General features: G+C 67.0%; 13 protein-coding genes and 1 pseudogene. 9 read left to right on the forward strand and 5 right to left on the reverse strand.

The window, feature by feature from the left end; translation table 11 throughout:
* The 4 genes from ACOJTB_RS03355 to lpdA form a co-directional block, all read left to right on the forward strand.
* Positions 1–1,971: 2-oxoglutarate dehydrogenase E1 component (locus ACOJTB_RS03355; protein WP_420101106.1), on the forward strand; the 1,971-nt coding region annotated here is incomplete at its 5' end.
* A gap of 81 nt (positions 1,972–2,052) precedes the next feature.
* On the forward strand, positions 2,053–3,327 hold the full coding sequence (odhB, locus tag ACOJTB_RS03360) for a 2-oxoglutarate dehydrogenase complex dihydrolipoyllysine-residue succinyltransferase (RefSeq protein ID WP_420101107.1): 1,275 nt from the start codon (positions 2,053–2,055) through the stop codon (positions 3,325–3,327).
* A 15-nt stretch (positions 3,328–3,342) separates the two neighbouring features.
* Positions 3,343–3,723, forward strand: coding sequence for a hypothetical protein (locus tag ACOJTB_RS03365; RefSeq protein ID WP_420101108.1), 381 nt, complete (start codon positions 3,343–3,345; stop codon positions 3,721–3,723).
* Positions 3,724–3,730: 7 nt separating this feature from the next.
* Positions 3,731–5,125 carry a dihydrolipoyl dehydrogenase gene (gene lpdA, locus ACOJTB_RS03370; protein ID WP_420101109.1) on the forward strand — a complete coding sequence of 465 codons (1,395 nt, stop codon included), beginning with the start codon at positions 3,731–3,733 and terminating at the stop codon, positions 5,123–5,125.
* Between the two features lie 157 nt (positions 5,126–5,282).
* Here lpdA and ACOJTB_RS03375 read toward each other — a convergent pair whose 3' ends face one another.
* Positions 5,283–6,155, reverse strand: a complete 873-nt coding sequence (locus tag ACOJTB_RS03375) for a bifunctional 5,10-methylenetetrahydrofolate dehydrogenase/5,10-methenyltetrahydrofolate cyclohydrolase (protein ID WP_420101110.1) — start codon at positions 6,153–6,155, stop codon at positions 5,283–5,285.
* Positions 6,156–6,535: 380 nt separating this feature from the next.
* Here ACOJTB_RS03375 and ACOJTB_RS03380 point away from each other — a divergent pair, with 380 nt between their 5' ends.
* Together ACOJTB_RS03380 and ACOJTB_RS03385 are read left to right on the forward strand one after the other, a co-directional pair.
* Positions 6,536–7,018 carry a MarR family winged helix-turn-helix transcriptional regulator gene (locus ACOJTB_RS03380; RefSeq protein WP_420101111.1) on the forward strand — a complete coding sequence of 161 codons (483 nt, stop codon included), beginning with the start codon at positions 6,536–6,538 and terminating at the stop codon, positions 7,016–7,018.
* Between the two features lie 140 nt (positions 7,019–7,158).
* Positions 7,159–8,040 (forward strand): DMT family transporter, encoded by an 882-nt coding sequence (locus ACOJTB_RS03385; protein WP_420101118.1) that lies wholly within the window; start codon positions 7,159–7,161, stop codon positions 8,038–8,040.
* A gap of 114 nt (positions 8,041–8,154) precedes the next feature.
* Here the strand turns inward: ACOJTB_RS03385 and ACOJTB_RS03390 are convergent, their stop codons facing one another.
* From ACOJTB_RS03390 to ACOJTB_RS03400, 3 genes are all read right to left on the reverse strand, one after another.
* Positions 8,155–10,116 carry a potassium transporter Kup gene (locus ACOJTB_RS03390; RefSeq protein WP_420101112.1) on the reverse strand — a complete coding sequence of 654 codons (1,962 nt, stop codon included), beginning with the start codon at positions 10,114–10,116 and terminating at the stop codon, positions 8,155–8,157.
* An 81-nt stretch (positions 10,117–10,197) separates the two neighbouring features.
* On the reverse strand, positions 10,198–11,481 hold the full coding sequence (gene ispG, locus ACOJTB_RS03395) for a flavodoxin-dependent (E)-4-hydroxy-3-methylbut-2-enyl-diphosphate synthase (RefSeq protein WP_420101113.1): 1,284 nt from the start codon (positions 11,479–11,481) through the stop codon (positions 10,198–10,200).
* 13 nt (positions 11,482–11,494) lie between these two features.
* Positions 11,495–12,067, reverse strand: a complete 573-nt coding sequence (locus ACOJTB_RS03400; RefSeq protein ID WP_420101114.1) for a Fur family transcriptional regulator — start codon at positions 12,065–12,067, stop codon at positions 11,495–11,497.
* A 112-nt stretch (positions 12,068–12,179) separates the two neighbouring features.
* Between ACOJTB_RS03400 and ACOJTB_RS03405 the strand changes: the two genes are divergently transcribed.
* From ACOJTB_RS03405 to ACOJTB_RS03415, 3 genes are all read left to right on the forward strand, one after another.
* On the forward strand, positions 12,180–12,965 hold the full coding sequence (locus tag ACOJTB_RS03405) for a 3-hydroxybutyrate dehydrogenase (RefSeq protein WP_420101115.1): 786 nt from the start codon (positions 12,180–12,182) through the stop codon (positions 12,963–12,965).
* Positions 12,962–14,035: a patatin-like phospholipase family protein gene (locus tag ACOJTB_RS03410; protein WP_420101116.1), complete on the forward strand. Its 1,074-nt coding sequence runs from the start codon at positions 12,962–12,964 to the stop codon at positions 14,033–14,035. Before ACOJTB_RS03405 ends, ACOJTB_RS03410 begins: the two co-directional genes overlap by 4 nt.
* Before the next feature lie 243 nt (positions 14,036–14,278).
* A complete protein-coding gene (locus tag ACOJTB_RS03415) occupies positions 14,279–14,695 on the forward strand; it encodes a DUF3830 family protein (protein WP_420101117.1) in 417 nt (138 codons plus the stop codon).
* 75 nt (positions 14,696–14,770) lie between these two features.
* Here ACOJTB_RS03415 and ACOJTB_RS03420 read toward each other — a convergent pair.
* Positions 14,771–15,033 (reverse strand): annotated as a pseudogene (locus ACOJTB_RS03420) (hypothetical protein); the annotation flags it as partial.

Here is a 15,033-nt window from a genome sequence, read left to right on the forward strand (position 1 = left end):
GGCGATGTGAAATATCACCTCGGCGCCTCCTCGGATCGCGAATTCAACGGCAACAAGGTCCATCTCTCCCTCACCGCCAATCCGTCGCATCTCGAAATCGTCGACCCGGTGGTGCTCGGCAAGGTGCGCGCCAAGCAGGACCAGCATGGCGGCGACCGCCGCTCGGTGCTGCCGCTGCTCATCCACGGCGACGCGGCCTTCGCCGGTCAGGGCGTCGTGGCCGAATGTTTCGGCCTCTCGGGGCTGAAGGGTCATCGAACCGGCGGCTCGATCCACTTCATCATCAACAACCAGATCGGCTTCACCACCGATCCGCGCTTCTCGCGCTCCTCGCCCTACCCGTCCGACGTGGCGAAGATGGTCGAGGCCCCGGTGTTCCATGTGAACGGCGATGATCCGGAAGCGGTGGTCTTCGCCGCCAAGGTCGCGATCGAATTCCGGCAGAAGTTCCACAAGCCGGTCGTGATCGACATGTTCTGCTATCGCCGCTTCGGCCATAACGAGGGCGACGAGCCGGGCTTCACCCAGCCGCTGATGTACCGCAAGATTCGCGGCCACAAGACGACGCTGGAGCTCTACGCCGCCAAGCTCGAGGCCGAGGGCGTGATCAGCGCCGCCGAACTCGACGAGGCGCGCGCCAACTGGAAGGCCAGGCTCGAGATCGAGTTCGACGCCGGCCAGGCCTTCAAGCCGAACAAGGCCGACTGGCTGGACGGCCGCTGGGCCGGCATGAAGGCGATCCGCGCCGACGAGGACGATCCGCGCCGCGGCGCCACCGGCGTGCCGGCGGAGACCCTGAAGGAGATCGCCGAGAAGATCACCTCCGTCCCTGCGGGCTTCAACGTCCATCGCACGATCCAGCGCTTCCTCGATAACCGCAAGAAGGCGGTCGAGGGCGGCGAAGGCATCGACTGGGCGACCGCCGAGGCGCTGGCCTTCGGCTCGCTGCTGCTCGACGGCAACCCGGTTCGCCTTTCGGGACAGGATTGCGAGCGCGGCACCTTCTCCCAGCGCCATTCGGTGCTGATCGACCAGGAGACCGAGGCCCGCCACACCTCCCTGAACCATATTCGCGACGGGCAGGCGCGCTACGAGGTCATCAACTCGATGCTCTCGGAAGAGGCGGTGCTCGGTTTCGAATACGGCTATTCGCTGTCGGAGCCCAATGCGCTCACCTGCTGGGAAGCGCAGTTCGGCGACTTCGCCAATGGCGCGCAGGTGGTGTTCGACCAGTTCATCTCCTCGGGCGAGCGCAAGTGGCTGCGCATGTCGGGCCTCGTCTGCCTGCTGCCGCATGGCTATGAGGGCCAGGGTCCGGAGCACTCCTCCGCCCGCCTCGAGCGCTTCCTGCAGATGTGCGCCGAGGATAATATGCAGGTGGCGAACTGCTCGACCCCGGCGAGCTATTTCCACATCCTGCGCCGCCAGCTGAAGCGCGATTTCCGCAAGCCGCTGATCCTGATGACGCCGAAGTCGCTGTTGCGCCACAAGCGCTGCGTCTCCGACCTCGCGGATCTGGCGGAGGGCTCGACCTTCCACCGCGTGCTGCTGGACGATGCCGAGCGGGGCCGCTCCACCACCAAGCTGGTGAAGGACGCCAAGATCCGCCGGGTCGTCCTCTGCTCCGGCAAGGTCTATTACGATCTGCTGGAGGACCGGGAGAAGCGCGGCATCGACGACGTCTATCTGATGCGCGTCGAGCAGCTCTATCCGTTCCCGCTCAAGACGCTGGCGCAGGAGCTCTCGCGCTTCAAGGGCGCGGACGTCGCCTGGTGCCAGGAGGAGCCGAAGAACATGGGCTCCTGGACCTTCGTCGAGCCCTATCTCGAATGGGTCCTGGGCCATGCCGGCGTGAAGTCCAAGCGGCCGCGCTATGTCGGCCGGCCGGCTTCGGCGGCGACCGCGACGGGCCTGATGTCCAAGCACACCGCCCAGCTCAACGCCTTCCTCGACGAGGCCTTCGCGGCCTGATGCCAGAACCGGACCGGCCTCCGGGGCTGCGCGGCGCAGCTCCGGGGCCATCCTCAAGACCCGAATGAGAAGAGGCCTGACATGGCGACCGAAATCCGCGTACCCACCCTCGGCGAATCCGTCACCGAGGCCACCATCGGCAAGTGGTTCAAGAAGCCGGGCGAGGCGGTGAAGGCGGACGAGCCTCTGGTCGAGCTGGAAACCGACAAGGTGACGCTGGAGGTCAACGCCCCGGCCGCCGGCGTTCTCGGCGAGATCGTCGCCAAGGAAGGCGAGACGGTCGGCGTCAACGCGCTGCTCGGCTCGATCGGCGAGGGCGGCGGTGCCGCCGCCGCGCCCGCGCCGAAGAAGGACGAGACCGCGGTGGCGCAGGCCTCCGGCAAGGCCGGCTCGGGCTCCGTCGCCGATGCCGTGCAGAAGACCGCCGCCGTCGCCGGCGAGCCCCAGCCCGCCGTGAAGGCTGCCGATTCCGGCCCGGCCGTGTCGCGGCTGGCGGCCGAGAGCGGCGTCGATCCGTCGGGCGTTCCGGCCTCCGGCAAGGACGGCCGCGTGACCAAGGGCGACATGCTCGCCGCGATCGCGACCGGCGGCGCCTCGGCGCCTGCCCCGGCCGCCGCACCGGCCCCGGTGCGCGCGCCGTCGCCGGCCGATGACGGTGCCCGCGAAGAGCGCGTGAAGATGACGAAGTTGCGCCAGACCATCGCGCGCCGCCTGAAGGAAGCCCAGGCCAACGCCGCGATGCTGACCACCTTCAACGAGGTGGACATGACCAACGTCATGGCGCTGCGCGCGCAGTACAAGGACGCCTTCGAGAAGAAGCACGGCGTCAAGCTCGGCTTCATGGGCTTCTTCGTGAAGGCGGCGGTGCAGGCGCTGAAGGAGATCCCGGCCGTGAACGCCGAGATCGACGGCACCGACATCATCTACAAGAACTACTACCATATCGGCGTCGCCGTCGGCACCGATAAGGGGCTGGTGGTTCCGGTGGTGCGCGACGCCGACCAGCTCTCCATCGCCGGCGTCGAGAAGAAGATCGGCGAATACGGCAAGAAGGCCCGCGACGGTCAGCTCAAGATCGAGGAGATGCAGGGCGGCACCTTCACCATCTCGAATGGCGGCGTCTATGGCTCGCTGATGTCGACCCCGATCCTGAACGCGCCGCAGTCCGCGATCCTGGGCATGCACAAGATCCAGGAGCGGCCGATGGTCGTCGGCGGCAAGATCGAGATCCGGCCGATGATGTATCTGGCGGTCAGCTACGACCACCGCATCATCGACGGCAAGGAGGCCGTGACCTTCCTCGTACGCCTCAAGGAAGGCCTGGAGGATCCGGCGCGTCTCGTGCTCGATCTCTGAGGGATCCAGGCTGAGATGCTGGCAAAACTGGCCCCGATCGGCCTCGTCGCAGCCGGCATCATCAACCTGCTGCCGGTGACGGGTGTTGCCGGCGCAAGCTGGCTTCGCTCGCTTTACGGCTTCGAGATCGCCAGTGCCGATCTCGAAATCCTGCTGCGGCACCGCGCGGTTCTGTTCGGCGTCATCGGTTTTCTGCTGATCGCCGCAGCGTTCCGGCCGGGATTGCGAAGCGTTGCCGTTCTCGTCGCGGGGGCGAGCATGGCGAGTTTCATCGTGATCGCGCTTTTCGTGGGCGGCTATGGCCCCGCCATCACGAAGATCGTGATCGCCGACCTCATCGGGCTTCTGGCCCTCGTGCCGGCCGTTCTGAAGCCGGCACCCCGAACACTGGGATAGCCAAACCATGTCCTACGATCTCGTCGTCATCGGCACCGGCCCCGGCGGCTATGTCTGTGCCATCCGTGCCGCCCAGCTCGGCCTCAAGGTCGCGGTGGTCGAGAAGCGTAAGACGCATGGCGGCACCTGCCTGAATGTCGGCTGCATTCCCTCCAAGGCGCTGCTGCACGCCTCCGAGATGTTCGAGGAAGCCTCCCATACCTTCGCCAAGCTCGGCGTCGTGGTGGAGCCCAAGCTCGATCTCGAGGCGATGATGGCGCATAAGCAGGAGACGGTGGACGCCAATGTCACCGGCGTCGGCTTCCTGCTGAAGAAGAACAAAATCGAGCCCTTCCACGGCACGGCCTCGATCCCGGCCGCCGGCAAGGTCGTCGTGACCTCCGAGGATGGCAAGACGCAGGAACTGGCGACCAAGAGCATCGTCATCGCGACGGGGTCGGAATCAGCGCCGCTGCCGGGCGTGACGATCGACGAGAAGGTGGTCGTGACCTCGACCGGCGCGCTCGAGATCGGTGCCGTTCCCAAGGACCTGGTCGTGGTCGGCGCCGGCGTGATCGGGCTCGAGATCGGCTCGGTCTGGAGCCGGCTCGGCGCCAAGGTCACCGTCGTCGAGTATCTCGACCGCATCCTGCCGGGCATGGATGGCGAGGTCGCCAAGCAGTTCCAGCGCATCCTCGAAAAGCAGGGCTTCGGCTTCATGCTCGGCTCGAAGGTCACCAAGGTCGAAACGGCGGGCGCCGGGGCGACCGTCACTGTCGAGCCCGCCGCGGGCGGCGAGGCCAAGACGCTGAACGCTGATATCGTGCTGGTCGCCATCGGCCGCCGCCCGAACACGGACGGGCTCGGGCTCGAAGCGGCGGGCGTCGCCACCGAGCGCGGCCGCGTCGTGATCGACGATCACTTCAAGACCAATGTCCCCGGCATCTATGCGATCGGCGACGTGGTGCGCGGGCCGATGCTGGCGCACAAGGCCGAGGATGAGGGCGTGGCGGTGGCCGAGATCATCGCCGGCAAGCACGGCCATGTGAACTATGACGCAATCCCCGGCATCGTCTACACCTCGCCGGAGGTCGCCTCGCTCGGCAAGACCGAGGAGGAGCTGAAGGCGGCCGGCGTGGACTACAAGGTCGGCAAGTTCCCCTTCACCGCCAATGGCCGCGCCCGCGCGATGCGCCAGACCGACGGCTTCGTGAAAGTGCTGGCCGACGCCAAGACCGATCGGGTGCTCGGCTGCCACATCATCGGCCCACGCGCCGGCGACCTGATCGCCGAAGTGACGGTGCTGATGGAATTCGGCGGCTCCTCGGAAGACCTCGCCCGCACCTGCCACGCGCATCCGACGCTGGCCGAGGCTGTCAAGGAAGCGGCGCTCGCGGTCGAGAAGCGCCAGATCCATATGTGATCGGCGCGGGGCTTTTAGGCCCCGGCCGGCATCGTCCTGCGCATGAATGCGTCGAAGAGCGGTACGGTGAAAGCCGTATCGCCATGCTGTCCCTTATGGTGATTGCTCGATTTCGGACAGTCACCAAAGGTCTTCGTCACCGTCAGACCCGCGGCGATCACCCCCGCCGCGCCTTGAACGCGGTCAGCGTGTTGCGCAGCAGGCAGGCGATCGTCATCGGGCCGACGCCGCCGGGGACCGGAGTGATCGCGCCGGCGACCTGGACGGCCTCCGCGAAGTCGACATCGCCCGCGAGCTTTCCGTCCGGCATGCGGTTGATGCCGACATCGATCACGGTCGCGCCCGGCTTGATCCAGTCGCCCTTCACCATCAGCGGACGGCCGACGGCGGCGACGACGATATCGGCGCGCTTCACCACGGCGGCCAGATCGCGGGTGCGCGAATGGGCGATGGTGACCGTGCAGTCGGCCTGAAGGAGAAGCTGCGCGACCGGGCGTCCGACCAGTTCCGAACGGCCGATCACCACGGCTTCGAGCCCCGCGAGCGTGGTCAGCGTCTGCTTCAGCAGCAGCATGGAGCCGAGCGGGGTGCAGGGCACCAGAAGATGCTCGCCGCTCACCTTGCCGCCAGCCAACAACCCGGCATTGACGGGGGTGAGGCCGTCCACGTCCTTGGCGGGATCGATGGCGCCGATGATGCGGGCAGTGTCGACATGCTTCGGCAGCGGCAACTGAACCAGGATGCCGTCGACGGCGTCGTCGCCGTTGAGCTCGGCGAGCTTGGCGAGCAGCAGCGCCTCGGTGGTGTCTGCCGGCAGGCGATGGGCGACGGAGGCCATGCCGACCTCGACCGCCAGCTTCTCCTTGGAGGCGACATAGACCTTGCTGGCTGGGTCGTCGCCGACGAGGACGACATGCAGGCCGGGCACGATGCCGCGCTCTGCCCGGATCGCCGCGACCTCGCGCGCGATGCCGGCCCGCAGCTGCGCCGCCGCCGCCTTGCCGTCGATGATGCGTGCCTGCCCCGTCATGCGCCGTCTCCGTCTGCCCAGAAGCGTCCTCTTGCGCGATCCCGAGCCATGCGACAAGCCTGCGCGCGGCGAGTTGTGTTCCTGGCGCGGCGTCGGGGATCGCTCCGTCTCCTTCGCCGGAAAAAATTCCGAACGGCCGGCGCGCCCGCGCAGGCGGCATCGGATTCTGTCATGCGCCTGTCACCTCGGCAGGTGACTACGCAGCCGGCGAAGCGTCTTGCTTATCCGCGCAAGGATTTCGGCAAGCATTTTCGTTAAAGTGACTGTGCGGCTCCGGGCGCATGAGAGCCGGGTCGCATGGGCTGTGGAGAGCCGGGTCAGCCGCGACGGGTCGTGGCCGCTCCGGTGTCATGAAGCGGGCTGGCCGGGGGATCCGACTGATGAGCAAGGCGATCGAGAAGAGCGTCGGCAGGGCTTTGCTGGTCGCGGCCAGGTTGCATCGGTCGCGCATGGGCGAGCGACTGACGGCGCTCGGTCTGTTTCCGGGGCAGGAGCAGGCGCTGAAGGCTCTGCAGCCGGCGCCGATGACGATGGGCGAGCTCGCCTCGCTGCTGCGCGTCAAGCCGCCGACCGTGTCCAAGACCATCGGGCGCCTGTCGCTGCAAGGGCTGGTGATGCGCGAGGGCGGCAATCGCGACGGCCGTCTGGTGCAGGTGGCGCTGACCGAAGCCGGTCAGCAGAAGGCCGCCGAGCTCGACGATCTCTGGAACGAGGTCGAGGAGGAATTGCTCGACCGGCTGGACGGCAAGGAGCGCAAGCAGCTGCGCAAGCTGCTCCGCAAGGCGGCCAAGGGACTTTCCAAGGCGGGCGCCGAGCAGGACGATGCCGAGCTCGAAAGCGACGAGGCCGACAGCGACGCCTGACTGCTGGCGCATGCAGCTCATGCGCCGGGGCACTGGCCGCGGGCTGCAAATCGTTTCAATCTCGCCTCGCCATTCCCGCAGAGCATGACGAGGCTCGTCTGTCCGCCCCCGTTTCCCCACCCGACGAGCGCCGTCAGCGCCTGACCGCTATCGCGTTGATGTGCGCGGCGGTGGTGTGCTTCTCGCTGCTCGACACCCATGCGAAATGGCTGGGCAATCAGGGGCTCGATCCGCTGCTGGTGTCCTTTGCCCGCTATGGCGTCAGCGTGGTGCTGGTCTCGATCCTGATCAATCCCTGGAGCCATCCCGGCGTGCTGAGGGCCCGGCGCCCCGGCCTGCAGGTGCTGCGCTCCCTGCTCCTGCTCGCCTCGACGGTGCTGAACTTCTTCGCGCTGAGATATCTTCAGCTGGCGGAGACCATCTCGATCGCCTTCGCCACGCCGCTGATCGTGGCGCTGGTCTCCGGCCCGCTGCTGGGAGAATGGCCTGGCCCGCGCCGGCTGGCTGCCATCGCCGTGGGCTTTCTCGGCGTGGTGCTGGTGACGCGGCCTGGGCTCGGCGGCATCCATCCGGCGGCGATCCTCTCCGTGGCGGGCTGCCTCTGCTATGCCGGCTATGTTCTGACCACGCGCGTGCTCGCGTCGGCCGATTCATCGGAAACGACGATGGTCTATTCGGGGCTGGCGGGGACGGTCGCACTTCTGCCGGCGCTGCCCTTCGTCTGGAGTGCGCCGGCTGCGCCCGGCGTATGGGTCGCACTCGTCGCGATCGGCTTCTTCGGCGCGCTCGGCCATTGGTTGCTGATCCTGGCGCATCGGCTGGCGCCGGCGACGGTGCTCGCGCCCTTCATCTATTCGCAGCTGATCTGGATGGTGCTGCTCGGCTGGCTGGTCTTCGACCAGCTGCCGGATCGCTGGACCTTCGCCGGCGGCGCGATCGTGGTGAGCTCGGGGCTTTATCTGCTCTACCGCGAGCGGGTCAGGCATGTGCCGCCGGGCGCGGTCTCCGCCCGGCTGGACTGACGAGGGGCTCGCCCCATCGCGCCGGGCATGGCCGGGGCAGGGCTTCTTGCGAATGCAATCATCCTCATCCCCGCCTCACTGGCGGGAGAGCCTGCGCCGCGAAACGCTGCGCGATCAGACCGTCACCTGCGTGCCCACCTCGACGACGCGGCCGGTCGGGATCTGGAAGAAGTTCGTGGCGTCCGTCGCGCTCTTGGTCAGGCTGATGTAGAGATTGTCCTGCCAGACCGGCATGCCCGATTGCGGCGAAGCCTTGATGGAGCGGCGCGACAGGAAGAACGAGGTCGACATGATGTCGAACTTGAAACCCTGCTTGCGCAGCATCGCAAGGCCCTTCGGCACGTTCGGGCTTTCCATGTAGCCATAGACCATGTCGACGCGCCAGAAATCGTCCGTGATGCGGGCGAGGCGCACGCGCTCCTCCTCCGCGACACGGGGCGTGTCGGCCGAGCGGACGGTCAGGATGACGTTGCGCTCGTGCAGCACCTTGTTGTGCTTGAGGTTGTGCAGCAGCGAGGCGGGGGCGGTTTCCGGGTCGCTGGTGAGGAACACCGCCATGCCCTTGACCCGCGCCGGCGGGCTCTTCGACAGCATGCCGACCAGCTCGAGCAGCGGCACATCGGTCTTGCGGGTCTTGTCGAACAGGATCTTGGTGCCGCGCATCCAGGTGCCCATGATCACCACCAGCACCATGGCCAGCAGCACCGGCACATAGCCGCCATGGAACAGCTTGAGCATGTTGGCGGAGAAGAAGGCGACGTCGACGGCCAGGAAGGGCAGGATGATGGCGGTCGTCGCCGGCAGGCTCCAGCCCCAGTGACGGCGGATGACGATCGCGGCGAGCAGCGAGGACACCACCATCGTGCCGAAGACCGAGATGCCATAGGCGTGCGACAGGCTCGACGAGGTGCGGAACGACCAGACCAGAATCAGCACGATGACGAGCAGCATCAGATTGACGCGCGGCACATAGATCTGGCCCGACGTCTGCTCCGAGGTGTGGCGGATCTCCATGCGCGGCAGCATGCCGAGCTGGATGGCTTGGCGGGTGAGCGAGAAGGCGCCGGTGATGACGGCCTGGCTGGCGATGATGGTCGCGACCGTCGCCAGCACCACGAAGACGGGCAGCAGGGCGGGCGGCGCAAGCCGGTAGAACGGGTTGTCGATCGCGGTCGGGTCGGAGAGGATCAGCGCGCCCTGGCCGAGATAGTTGAGCCACAGGGCCGGGAAGACGATGTAGATCCAGGCGCCGCGGATCGGGCCGCGGCCGAAATGGCCCATATCGCCATAGAGCGCCTCGGCACCCGTCACCGCCAGGCAGACCGAGCCGAGAACCGCCAGCGAGACGCCGGCATGGTCGCGGAAGAAGATCAGCGCGTAATAGGGGTTGATCGACTTGAAGATCGAGAGATCGTCGGCGATGTGATAGAGCCCCAGCCCCGCCAGTGTGACGAACCACAGCAGCATCACGGGGCCGAAGAAATTGGCGACCTTCTGGGTGCCGTGGCTCTGGACGACGAAGATGCCGATCAGGATCAGGGTGGCGATCCACAGGATGTAGTCGTCGAGCGCAGGGGTGATCAGCTTCACGCCTTCCACCGCCGAGAGCACCGAAATCGCCGGGGTGATGACGGTGTCGCCGTAGAACAGGCCGGCGCCGATCATGCCCAGCAGCAGCACGGCACGGCTCTTGTTGCGGCCGAGGCTGCGTTGGGCCAGCGCGACCAGCGTGAGAATCCCGCCTTCGCCGTTATTGTCGGCCCGCATCAGCAGAACGACATATTTCAGCGTCACCACGACGACGAGCGACCAGAGGATCAGCGAAAGAACGCCGATGACGACGGATGGGGAAACCGCCGTCGCCTCTTCGCCGCCGCTGGCCGCCAGAATGGTCTCGCGCAGCGCGTAGAGCGGGCTCGTGCCGATATCGCCATAGACGACGCCGAGCGCGCCGAGCGCCAGGGCGCCGAAGCTCGCGCTGCCGTGATGGCCGCCGGCGGCGCCATGGCCGTCATCCAGCCCGAAACGGGAATCCTCCGGCCTCACGGTCGAGGGATTCGGGTTGTCATGCCCCATCGGGGTTCTCCGCGGGTGCTGCAATGCAGCGAAAGGCGCGCGCCTCTACCACAATGCGGGCGGCTGGCAAAGGTTGCGGGCTCAGGCGGGCGGCGCGCCGACGCCGTAGCGCCGCGCCACATAGTCGGCGACCATGGTCTTGAACTCGGCGGAAATGCCGGCCCCGCGCAGGGTCGCGACCTTCTCGCCGTCGACGAAGACGGGGGCGGTCGGCGTTTCGCCGGTGCCCGGCAGGGAAATGCCGATATCGGCATGCTTCGATTCGCCCGGGCCGTTCACGATGCAGCCCATCACCGCGACATTGAGGTTCTCGACACCGGGATAGCGTGTCTTCCATTCCGGCATCGAGCTGGAGATCCAGCCCTGAATGTCCTGGGCCAGCTCCTGAAACACCGTCGAGGTGGTGCGCCCGCAGCCTGGGCAGGCGGCGACGAGCGGCACGAAGGCGCGAAAGCCCATGGTCTGCAGCAGCTCCTGCGCCGCCTTGACCTCCAGCGTGCGATCGCCGCCCGGCTCCGGCGTCAGCGAGAAGCGGATCGTGTCGCCGATCCCCTCCTGCAGCAGGATGCCGAGCGCGGCGGAGGAGGCGACGATGCCCTTCGAGCCCATGCCGGCCTCGGTGAGGCCGAGATGGATGGCGTAGTCCGCGCGGCTGGCGAGCATACGATAGACGGTAATCAGATCCTGCACGCCGGAAACCTTGGCCGAGAGGATGATGAACTCGCGCGCCAGGCCGATCTCCTCGGCGCGCGCGGCCGAAAGCAGGGCCGATTGAACCATCGCCTCGCGCATCACCGCGCGGGCATCGAGCGGCTGGGCGGAGCGGGCGTTCTCGTCCATCAGGACGGTCAGGAGTTCCTGGTCGAGCGAGCCCCAATTGGCGCCGATGCGCACCGGCTTGCCGTAGCGGATGGCGGTCTCGACGATCTGGCCGAATTGCCGGTCCTTCTTGTCCTTGAAGCCGACATTGCCGGGGTTGATGCGGTATTTGGCGAGTGCCTCCGCGCAGGCGGGGTGATCGGCCAGCAGCTTGTGGCCGATGTAATGAAAATCTCCGACCAGCGGCACGTCGACGCCGATGCGGTCCAGCCGCTCGCGGATCTTCGGGACGGCTGCGGCGGCCTCGTCGCGATCGACGGTGATGCGCACGAGTTCCGAGCCCTGCCGGGCGAGGGCGGCGACCTGGCGGACGGTGGCGTCGATATCGGCCGTGTCGGTGTTCGTCATCGACTGGACAACGATCGGGGCACCGCCGCCGACCGTGACATGCCCCACCTTGACCGGGACCGTCAGGCGGCGCGCCAGCGGGCCGGACTGCTCCGGTGCGGCGGTGGCCGGGAAGCTGGGCAGGACGCGCTCGTTCATGCGGGCTGCTCGATCAGATGGCTTGGGGAGCCGCGGAGTTGCGGCAGTGTTCGCAGCGGCCGACGATCTCGACCATCTGGTGTGCGGGCTTGAAATGCCGCGTTTCGGCGATGGCCGCCACGGCTTTCTTCATGGCGGGCGAGGAATCCTCGTCGACCCCGCCGCAGACCTCGCAAATCAGGAAGGCGACCACCTCGTCGGCGCCGTGGCCGTGCAGGCAGGCGAGATAGGCGTTCTTCGACGAAAGCCGGTGGACGAAGCCCTGTTCGACGAGGAAATCCAGCGCCCGGTAGATCGAGATCGGGGCGAGGCGGCGCCCACCCTCCGGCGAGATGCGGTCGGCGAGGTCATAGGCGCCGATGGGTCGGTGATCGGCGTGAAGCGCCTCCAGCGCCTTGCGGCGGATCGGCGTCAGGCGCAGGCCGCGCTCGCGGCAGATCCGCTCGGCGCGCGCCAGGGCCTCCCCGGCATGGAGCGCATGGTCATGGGCGTGGCGGCAGCCGCCTTCGCCATGGTCGTGCGGGCCATGGTCATGGGCGTGGTCTTCGGCCAGATGACCATGCGCGTGCGGCTGTATTTTCGTCATGTTGCGCTGCAAAGACTCATCGGGCAACGTGAGGCGACGTCCTGCCGTCCCATTGTCGCGTTCGGCCCGAACCTAAGCATTTTCTCCCCGATTGTCAGGAGCTTCGACGCTCATGTTTCTCAAAGATAAAGCCGCCGCCATTACCGGCTCGACCTCCGGCATCGGGCTGGCCTATGCCCGCGCGCTGGCCGCCGAAGGCGCCAACCTCGTGATCAACGGCATCATGCCCCCTGCCGATGCCGAAAAGCTGCGCACCGACCTGGAAGGCGAGTTCGGCGTCAAGGTGGTGTTCTCGGGTGCCGACATGACCAAGCCCGCCGAGATCGCCGGCTTCATCGCCGAGGGCGAGAAGGAATTCGGCGCGATCGACATCCTGATCAACAATGCCGGCATCCAGTATGTCGCGCCGATCGACGAGTTCCCGATCGAGAAATGGGACCAGATCATCGCGATCAACCTGTCCTCGGCCTTCCACACCATTCGTGCGGCGCTGCCGAAGATGAAGGAGAAGGGCTGGGGCCGCATCATCAACACCGCTTCCGCCCATGCCTTCGTGGCCTCGCCGTTCAAATCGGCCTATGTCTCGGCCAAGCACGGCATCGCCGGGCTGACCAAGACGGTCGCGCTCGAGGTCGCGACCAAGGGCATCACCGTCAACGCCATCGCCCCCGGCTATGTCTGGACACCGCTCGTCGAAAAGCAGATCCCGGACACGATGAAGGCGCGCAACATGACCAAGGAGCAGGTCATGAACGACGTGCTGCTCGCCGCCCAGCCGACCAAGGAGTTCGTCACGGTGGAGCAGGTCGCGGCGCTCGCCCTCTTTCTCTGCAGCGACGGCGCCAAGTCGATCACCGGCACCACTTTGCCGATCGACGGCGGCTGGACCGCGGCGTGACCGGCCGCGCGCGCCGGCGGCCCGAGCCCAGCAAGGGGCTCGCCGGCCCCAAGGCCGAGAAAACGGTCTCGCTCGCCCTTCAGGGCGGAGGCGCCCATGGCGCCTTCACCTGGGGCGTGCTCGACGTCATTCTCGAGGATGGGCGCCTCGCCATCGAGGCGCTGACCGGCACCAGCGCGGGGGCGATGAACGCCGTCGTCCTGGCGGAAGGCTGGCTCGACGGCGGCGCCGATGGGGCGCGCTCCAAGCTGGAGCAGTTCTGGCGGGCGATCAGCGTCGACGGGAAATATGGCGGCTCCGAGCGCTCGCTGATCGACACCATGCTCGGCGCCTGGGGCAACAGCAACGGCACCCCGCCCGGCCTGCTGTTCTTCGAGATGTTCGCGAAGGTGGCGAGCCCCTACGACATCAACCCCCTCAACATCAATCCGCTGCGCGGGGTCGTCTCCGAGCTGATCGACTTCGAGAAGGTGCGGGCGCATGACGCGGTGAAGCTCTTCATCGCGGCGACGAATGTGCGCACCGGCAAGATCGCGGTCTTCGGGCGCGACCAGCTCACGGCCGACCACGTCATGGCCTCGGCCTGCCTGCCCATGGTGTTCCAGGCGGTGGAGATCGACGGCGAAGCCTATTGGGACGGCGGATACATGGGCAATCCGGCGCTGTTCCCGCTGTTCTACGAGGCGCATTGCGACGACGTGCTGCTGGTGCAGATCAATCCGCTCCAGCGCAAGGAACTGCCGACCAAGGCGCGCGAGATCCAGGACCGGCTGAACGAGATCACATTCAACGCCTCGCTGCTGCGCGAGCTGCGCGCCATCGACTTCGTCAACCGGCTGGTCGATGCCGGCAAGCTGCCGCGCGAGGAATACAAACGCGTGCTGATGCACCGGATCGACGGCGGCCCGCCGCTGGCGGAACTGACCTCCTCCTCGCGGCTGAACGCGGAATGGTCCTTCCTGCTGAAGCTGCGCGATATCGGCCGCAGGGCCGGCAAGCGCTGGCTGCAGCGCAATTACGACGCGGTCGGCAAGCAGAGTACGCTCGACCTGCGCGACGCGATCGACTGAGCGTCTTTAGCTGATGAACTTCTGAATAAAATGGGCGGGTCATCCCGGACGGAGCGAAGCGGAAATCCGGGATGACCCGCATTCTCGGTGCAACTCTGCATGGGCGACCAAGCCGGTCTGCCATCTTTGCCGCGTCGTCATCCTTGCCGCTTCGGCGACGCAGTTGTTCCGGCGGCGCACTTGCGCGCCGCGCCGGCCGGATGTCATTCACCCTTGCAGGCATTGCCAGATAACGGGGATTTCATGAGCAAGCTGATCGTCACCGCCGGGCCTTACACCTTCGACGCGAAATTCGAGGACGAGGCTGCGCCGAAGACCTGCGCCGCCTTCCGCAAGCACCTGCCCTTCATCAGCAAGATGGTGCATGTGCGCTGGAGCGGGGAGGGCGTGTGGATGCCGCTCGGCGATCTCGATTTCGGCGTCGGCTTCGAGAACAACACCGCCTATCCTGCCCCGGGACACATCATCCTCTATCCGGGCGGCGTCAGCGAGACGGAGATCCTGCTGGCCTATGGCGGCGTGCAGTTCGCCAGCAAGGCCGGCGTGCTCTCCGGCAACCACTTCATCACCCTGACCTCCGGGCTGGAGAACCTCTACGCGCTGGGCCGCAAGACGCTCTATGAGGGCGTGCAGGATGTGCGCTTCGATCTGGTGGGCTGAAGGCTCGCCACGTTGCGCGCATCGTCGCCTTGCGGGACGCCACAGGGGCGGGCCCGGACGATGTGACCGCCCGGCTCAGGCGGCCGTCGGCGTATCGGTCGGCGGCGCCTTGGCGGGGCTAGGAGGGGGCTCCTGCAGCGGCTCATGCTTCTGGGCAGGGGCCGGCTCGGCGGGGGGCTCCTCAGCGACGGGCTGCTGGCGCTTCTCCCGAAGATCCTGACACATGGAGAGCATGGCGCGCGCGATCTCCGCTTCGCCCATGATGGTCAGCGTCGCGCCGCATTTCGAGAGATGCTCGACCTCGGCATCCGAATGGGCGCGGGCGACGATCGGCAAGG

Origin of the sequence: Allobosea sp. (assembly GCF_048595345.1) — a bacterium.
In the GTDB taxonomy this organism is placed as follows: Bacteria; Pseudomonadota; Alphaproteobacteria; order Rhizobiales; family Beijerinckiaceae; genus Allobosea.

What these genes read in the sequence shown, in the direction of transcription:
- ACOJTB_RS03380 (WP_420101111.1), top strand. Translation starts at nt 6,536, where the DNA reads ATGAGCAAGGCGATCGAGAAGAGCGTCGGCAGGGCTTTGCTGGTCGCG.
- ACOJTB_RS03415 (WP_420101117.1), top strand. Translation starts at nt 14,279, where the DNA reads ATGAGCAAGCTGATCGTCACCGCCGGGCCTTACACCTTCGACGCGAAA.
- lpdA (WP_420101109.1), top strand. Translation starts at nt 3,731, where the DNA reads ATGTCCTACGATCTCGTCGTCATCGGCACCGGCCCCGGCGGCTATGTC.
- odhB (WP_420101107.1), top strand. Translation starts at nt 2,053, where the DNA reads ATGGCGACCGAAATCCGCGTACCCACCCTCGGCGAATCCGTCACCGAG.
- ACOJTB_RS03390 (WP_420101112.1), bottom strand. Translation starts at nt 10,116, where the DNA reads ATGGGGCATGACAACCCGAATCCCTCGACCGTGAGGCCGGAGGATTCC.
- ACOJTB_RS03405 (WP_420101115.1), top strand. Translation starts at nt 12,180, where the DNA reads ATGTTTCTCAAAGATAAAGCCGCCGCCATTACCGGCTCGACCTCCGGC.
- ispG (WP_420101113.1), bottom strand. Translation starts at nt 11,481, where the DNA reads ATGAACGAGCGCGTCCTGCCCAGCTTCCCGGCCACCGCCGCACCGGAG.
- ACOJTB_RS03400 (WP_420101114.1), bottom strand. Translation starts at nt 12,067, where the DNA reads ATGACGAAAATACAGCCGCACGCGCATGGTCATCTGGCCGAAGACCAC.
- ACOJTB_RS03365 (WP_420101108.1), top strand. Translation starts at nt 3,343, where the DNA reads ATGCTGGCAAAACTGGCCCCGATCGGCCTCGTCGCAGCCGGCATCATC.
- ACOJTB_RS03375 (WP_420101110.1), bottom strand. Translation starts at nt 6,155, where the DNA reads ATGACGGGGCAGGCACGCATCATCGACGGCAAGGCGGCGGCGGCGCAG.